At 70.3% G+C, this 438-nt stretch carries 1 protein-coding gene; it reads left to right on the forward strand.

The annotated features are described in order from the left end of the window. On the forward strand, window positions 1-256 hold a 256-nt coding region (tnpB, locus tag HV824_RS36375), incomplete at its 5' end, for an IS66 family insertion sequence element accessory protein TnpB (protein WP_176425335.1). Between the last annotated feature and the right edge of the window lie 182 nt (window positions 257-438).

Raw genomic sequence — 438 nt, forward strand, 5'->3', positions numbered from 1 at the left:
CGTCTACTCGGGCCACCTCTTCGCCTTCGTCTCGCGCAAGGGGGACCGAATCAAGGTGCTGACGTGGAGCCGGGGCGGCTTCGTGCTGCTGTACAAGCGATTGGAGACGGGGCGTTTCCGGCTACCGTCGGTGGACGAGGGCGCGCAGGTGGTGCACCTGGACGCCACGCAGTTGGCGATGCTGCTGGACGGCATCGACGTGGCCCAGGTGCGGCGTCAGCCCGCCTGGACGCCTCCCGGGCGCACGGGCACCTGACGCGCCGAGCCCGGGACGCGGCGCGGCGGCGACGTGTTGTGGCTGAGTGCCCCGAGAGCTCCCTCAAGAACACTTCTGCCCCTGGCGCGAGGAGGCGGAGGAACTCAAGGAGCGCCTGACGTCGCTGGAGGCGAAGATGGCGACGCTGGAGCGCCACGTCTTCGGCCGCAGGACGGAGCAGC

Origin of the sequence: Myxococcus sp. AM009 (assembly GCF_013372605.1) — a bacterium.
In the GTDB taxonomy this organism is placed as follows: Bacteria; Myxococcota; Myxococcia; order Myxococcales; family Myxococcaceae; genus Myxococcus; species Myxococcus vastator.